Genomic DNA, 6,068 nt, shown 5'->3' on the forward strand with positions numbered 1-6,068 from the left:
CGACTTCGCGAAATCCGCTGCAATCGATGCCACTGTGCTGCCTTTGTCCAGCGCAGCCGTCCAGTAGGCCAAGCCTTCCTTGTCTGCTGGACGGTTGAAGTAAGTGACGTAGAGCTGTTGCAGCTGAATTGCAGCGGTGGTCATATGGAATGATCCTGACTTGTAAGTGGCCCATGATGGGACGACTCCCTGCATGCACCACCGTATTGATGAAAAGCGGTGGCCTTCAGAAGCCGGTGATGCGGCCGTTTTGGAAATGGATTTACACAGCGCTGACGCCAGTCAGCTTGATCCGTGCAGCGCAGCCCACTCCTTCGCTACGCTGCACCAGAGCACCAGTAATCAGCCGGCGTGCGGGATGTACTGGATGCCCTGGCCAATCAGGCTCGCCGTACCGTTGACGTTTTCCGTGCTTTCGGCGAAGTAGTACAGCACTTCACTCACAGTGGATTGCTTGTTGTCCAGAACATTGGCCCAGTACGCCAGTCCGTCAGCATTCGGGGTGGTATGCAGCACGGCTTGATATAAATAAGTGATGATCGACGTGGACGTGTTGCCAGCCAGCCCCTTGAACTCCTGCGTACCGGCGAGAGTTTGCGCAAGGTCGAACTGGGTTGCCGCGCCGCTGTCGAAATGCGCAATCCAATAGCCCAATCCTTCCGGATCAGGCGTACGGCTGAACGCGGTTTCCATCAAGCGATACACCTGGCCAGGTACACCATCAACATCCAGCGCCAGCGACTTGTCATCAAACTTGAGGCGCTCCACACCCACCAGGCTGTCGATCCCATCAGGGCCCTGGACGGTATAGCCGCCCGCTGTTTTGGTCACGGTGGACGACGCCAATGCGCCGCTGAACACTGCTGTATCAAGGCCATCACCGCCATTAAGCATATCGTTGCCCAGACCGCCTTTGAGTACATCATTCAGTGGCGTTCCTACCAGACTGTCGGCACCACTGGTGCCCGTCAGGGTAGTGCCGACGTTGCTGAAGCCGGTGACCATGCCATCGGTGAACTTCAATGCTGACGCAGTCACGCCAGCCAGCTTGATCAATGCATTGCCAGCTTGGCTGCCCGTACCATCGCTGTGTACGTACAGATAAGCATCGCCGTTATGGTTGAACGCCATCGACGCGCCATCCTCCGCATACTTCATCCTGTTACCGATGGCTTCGATCTTGTGTTCCAGCGTGTCACCAAACGTACTGAACGTGGCCATTCCATTGGCGTTCACGCCTGCATACGACCCGGATGCCGTTGTAGCGGCAAGGCTATGCAACTGTTTGCCGGCAAAGACAATCTTGTTGCCGGCACCGGCATTCCAGTTGGTGATGGTATCGGCGCCGGCAAGCAGGTCCGCCGCAGGGCCCGCATTGAAGTCGCCACTCAGCCCGTCGTACACGAAGGTATTCGCGCCCGTGCCACCCGTGATCTTGTCGGCGCCGGCGCCACCGATGAAGGTGACCGGGCCGGTTGACGTCGACGTCAACGTATCGTTGCCATTGCCCCCTTCGAAGCGGGTGGCGCCGCTGCCGGACGCGATCAGGCTGCCGTTCTGGCCCAGCGCGGATACCTGCGTATCGTGGTCGAGGTGGGTCACCGTCACGACATTGCCGGCCGATACATTCACATTGACCATACCCGCCTGGATGCCGGCAGCCTCCAGGGCGGCGTTGTTGACGCGGGCGTCGACAACAAAGAAATCGGTTGCCGACGACGGCGTATGGACGGCCGTGTCCGACAAAATTTCCGAACCAATGGTCACCAGCTGGCCGGCAGCGCTATCCTGCGTCGCGACATTGCCTGCCACGTCCTTTAGGAAGCCCATATCAACCGTAAAGTTATCTTCCACCGGCGTGCCATAGCCCGTCGATGCCTTGATTGCCGCCGCCTTGTCTGCCGTTAGCATAATTTGCAGCGAGCCGTCGTTGCTCAGCTTGACGGCGTCGATGTCGGCCGCCGTGAAGGTGACCGTGCTATCGCCGCTGGCGCCATACAAGGACAACGACAGCTTGGTCCAGTCCAGCTGGCCCTTCATGTCGCGGGCCGACACCGTTTCGCCTTCGGCCAGCAGCGTGTTGAAGTTTTCGCCGGTAACCACGAGCAGGCGAGTACCCTCGAAGAACTGGATATTATTGATCGTCGCGGTTGGCGGCGTAGTATCGGCTGCACGCTCGAAACCAATTACCTTGCCGTCTTCAATTACCAGGCTGTTTGCCGACACACCATTCAGTTTGATCAGCCCATCGCCCTCCTGCACACCCGCAGCACTGTTACCAACCACATACATATAGGTATCGGTGCCATGGGTAAAGATAGCGGTTGTGCCGGCCTCATCGTTCGCCATGGCCGCCACCAGGGCAGCCAGTTTCAGCTGCACCGTATTGTCTGGCCGTGCAAAGCTTGCCACGCCGTTATAGGCGACTGAGGCACGTCCCAACACCGGTGCTGCATCATGAGCAACAATCTTGAGCGCTACCGCAGCCCGGGTCCCGCTTTCAAACGCAATCACGTTACCACTGCCGCTATTCCAGTTGGTAATGGTATCGGCCGCCTTCAGCAAATCAGCCGCGCTGGTGGCGTTGAAATCCGTATGCTGGAATATATAACTGTTCTTACCCGTGCCACCGGTCATCACGTCGGCACCACCGCCAGCCCTGAACGTCACATCGCCACTGGTGTTGGCAGTCAGCACGTCATTGCCATCGCCAGTATTGAATTTACCGGCGGCCACCGAGGTGGCGATGATACGACCGTGGTTACCGTAATCGGAGAAAGCGTCAAATTCAAAGGCTGAACTAAGTTTGCCGAGGTTGGTCACCGTAATGGTTTGGCCTGCATTCAGGCCAGCCATATTGACATAACCTGTTTTGACCTGCGCAAAGTCAACGGCAGAGTTCGCACTATTGCCTGTTGGCGGTGCGATAAAGAACTCATCAGCGCCGGTAACGGGCTTCGCGCTAGCGCCATCCGTCAACCAGAGCTTGTAATAGTTCGACACACCATAGATGCTGGCATCCCCGGCGCTGTTGACGTTACCTGCGGCATCTTTAATAAATCCGGCATCAACATTAAGCTTGTCCGGTGACTGCAATTTAGGTCCGGCCCCGAAATCTGGCATTGCCAGCAATGCCTCATGCTTGGCTTGCGTCAGCGTAATGTCCAATGCATTCTCTGCTGTCACGTGGACGGATTCTATGTCGGCCAGGCTGAACGTCACCGTGCTCATCACTGTGCCCAGGAACCTAACATCTAGGCGCAGCTTGGACCAGTCCAACCACGATTTGATATCGATAGTCCGATCCTCTCCCGTGTTGAACAGCGTCTCGAAGCCAGAACCTATAATGTGCAAGCTGTGCGCATCTTCGCGATAATATGCGCCACTCAGACTCACGTTTGGCGCCGTATTATCAACCTGCGCCAAGGCCGTAATGCCGCCATCCTTGAACACCAGCCCGCCTGCCGTCACGCCATTCAATTTGATCAGCGCATCGCCGGACTGGACGCCTGCACCGGCACTGCCCACCACGTAGACATAGGCATTGCCGCCATCATTGAAGATCACGGACGTACCCAGCGGATCACCGTCCGTTGCCGCTGCCACCGCCGCCAGTTTTTGCGCGGCAGTCGTGTCGGATGCATTGAAGCTAGCCAGGCCCTGTGCGGAAATCCCGGCTTTGCCCGCAACCGCTGCGGCGCCATGGGCGACGGCAGCCAGTTTCAGGCTTTGGAAATCAATGCGGTTGGAGAGGGCCGCATTCCAGTTGGTGATGGTATCGGCGGCAGCCAGCAAGGCATCCGCACCGACGGCATTGAAGTTTTCAGGCGAGAAGACATACGTATTGGCGCCCGTGCCACCGGTGATCACGTCGGCGCCACCACCGGCCTCGATTTCCACTGAGCCCTGCGACGTCGAGGTAATCGTGTCATTCCCATTACCGGTAAAGATGTGGGGAGCACTGCCGGTAACATTGATAGCGCCGGACGGCGAAGTGTCATTGCCGGCGAAGAGGGTCTCAACATGATTGGCATTGGTCAGCGTGATGGTCTTGCCCGGTTCGACGCCAGGCACGTCAAACATGGCAGCGTAAACGTTGCTCATGTCGACGCTGGCCTGCGATGTGACTGCGGATGCTTGGGCTTGCACGTAATCGGCCTCGACAGACGGCGCCGAAGCCCCACCCGTTCCCAGGTCTACGATGGCAGTCATCTTCAATTTCACGTTGGCTGCGCCATCCTGCGTGCTGACATTACCTTTGCTGTCGCCCTGGAAGCCGTTGGCAATATCAATTGTGTCCTTGGCCGAGCGCTGGTTGCCCACGCCTTGGGCCGCGGCGATTTGCGCCTGTTTTGCCGCGGTCAGTGTGATCTTCAGCCGGTCATGGCTCACCACAGCCGATTCAATGTCGGCCAGCGTGAACTTGATATCAGCCGTAACACCATCGTCACCATTGATATCCCAGGTCAGCTTGGACCAGTCCAGATTGGCTTTGAGGTTGGTGTTTGAAGTCTCGTTCGTGCTCAGCAAGGTGTACACATCTTTACCCTGCAAAACCAGCAAGCGGTAATCCGCGTAATAGTTCACGCTGTCAAACACGGCAGCAGGGGCAGTCTTGTCGAGCGGCACATCGAACCACGCAGCCACATCCAGGGGCCCGACGGCGCCCAGGCCCTTGGGATTTTCCAGCTTCACGAACAGATCCCGTCCCAGATCACTGGTCTCTGCAGGGCGGCGCACATAAAGGTAGGTGCCGGCGAAATCGCCCCCCGTCACCGTAACGATACCCGCCTGCATTGCCAACATCGACTGGAATACAGATGCGCCCTGTACTTTGTCTGCCAATTGCTGGCTGGTCGTAATCTGGCTGCCATCCATGTCGGCAACCCGCGTCAGCGACGTCGGGGCGCCCAGGAAGACGCCTTCTGCGCTGTACAGCTTGATTTTGTCAACGCCGGTCTGGAAATTCACCACTGTATCGAGTTGCTGCGCATGCGAGTCGGAATAGCGGGATGTCTCCTTGTCGCGCAACGCAAGATAAGTCAACTGGTCATTGGCGTTCTGGCCGACCAGCGACAACGTATTGCCGCTTGTGATGACTTTAATCTTGCCAGCGCCCAGCGGTGCACCACCGCCATCTACCGCAGCATCAATGGCGCTTTGCAATGTCGTGCTATCCCCAAGCGACGTCACCGTATACTTTTTGCCATTGAAGTCGAATCCCAGCAAATCGCCCTTGGATACCTTGTCGGCAGCATTGGCAAGATTGACAAAAACTTTAGGGACTTCGTTGTACTGCGTCAGATCGACCGCGCGGCCAAAGGTGAACTCCAGCGTCTGTGCGGCATCGCCCAGCACAATGCGGTCTGCGCCCAACCCGCCGCGAACCACCGCGCTGCCGGTGGTTTCAACCTGCAGCGTCTGGTTGCCATCCGCACCGGAAATCACGACATTGCCGGCGCCCGTTACGGCATGGCCCGACAATTGTGCCGCCGTGGCTTTCAAGGTCTGGCCCGCGCTGACAGCGATTGCCGCGACATCATCCAGGTCAGGATGCGCTGTGGCAGTCACGCCGCCACGGGTGAAGGTCGCCACATTGTTGGCGTCCGTCGCCAGTTCAATGTTACCAGTCGCTGTGCCGCCGAACGACAGCACTTTGTTGTTATCGACCGAGACCAGCAGGGTTTTCGGCGCCTCCGTGGGCGCAGGGGTAGGCGCAGGGGTAGGCGCCGGCGTCGGCGCTTCGGTTGGCGCCTGCGTCGGCGCTTCAGTCGGCGCCTGGGTCGGCGCAACAGTTGGTGCGGCTGTCGGCGCGACCGTTGGCGCGACAGTTGGCGCTGCCGTAGGGGCCACCGTTGGGGCGCTGGTTGGAGCAACCGTAGGCGCCACGGTGGGTGCAACAGTCGGAGCGACGGTTGGGGCCACCGTCGGAGCCGCAGTTGGCGCAGCCGTTGGCGCATCGGTCGGTGCGGTGGTCGGTGCATCCGTCGGCGCTACCGTCGGTGCTGCGGTCGGAATAATATTCCCCACCTGCCCGGCCGCATCATTAATCGCCTGGTTCAGCGTGG

Annotated in this window: 3 protein-coding genes; 1 reads left to right on the top strand and 2 read right to left on the bottom strand. The window is 58.6% G+C overall.

The genetic code is table 11. The annotated features are described in order from the left end of the window. Nucleotides 1-195 (bottom strand): DUF4214 domain-containing protein (locus tag GM668_RS31830; RefSeq protein WP_155442667.1); only part of this gene is annotated, 195 nt, incomplete at its 3' end. 147 nt (nt 196-342) lie between these two features. Further along, on the bottom strand, nt 343-4,878 hold the full coding sequence (locus GM668_RS30120; protein WP_308506857.1) for a DUF4214 domain-containing protein: 4,536 nt from the start codon (nt 4,876-4,878) through the stop codon (nt 343-345). Nucleotides 4,879-5,620: 742 nt separating this feature from the next. Between GM668_RS30120 and GM668_RS31835 the strand changes: the two genes are divergently transcribed. Further along, on the top strand, nt 5,621-6,068 hold a 448-nt coding region (locus tag GM668_RS31835), incomplete at its 3' end, for a glycine zipper family protein (protein WP_371868803.1).

Origin of the sequence: Pseudoduganella ginsengisoli (assembly GCF_009720865.1) — a bacterium.
Classification (GTDB): domain Bacteria; phylum Pseudomonadota; class Gammaproteobacteria; order Burkholderiales; family Burkholderiaceae_D; genus Rugamonas; species Rugamonas ginsengisoli.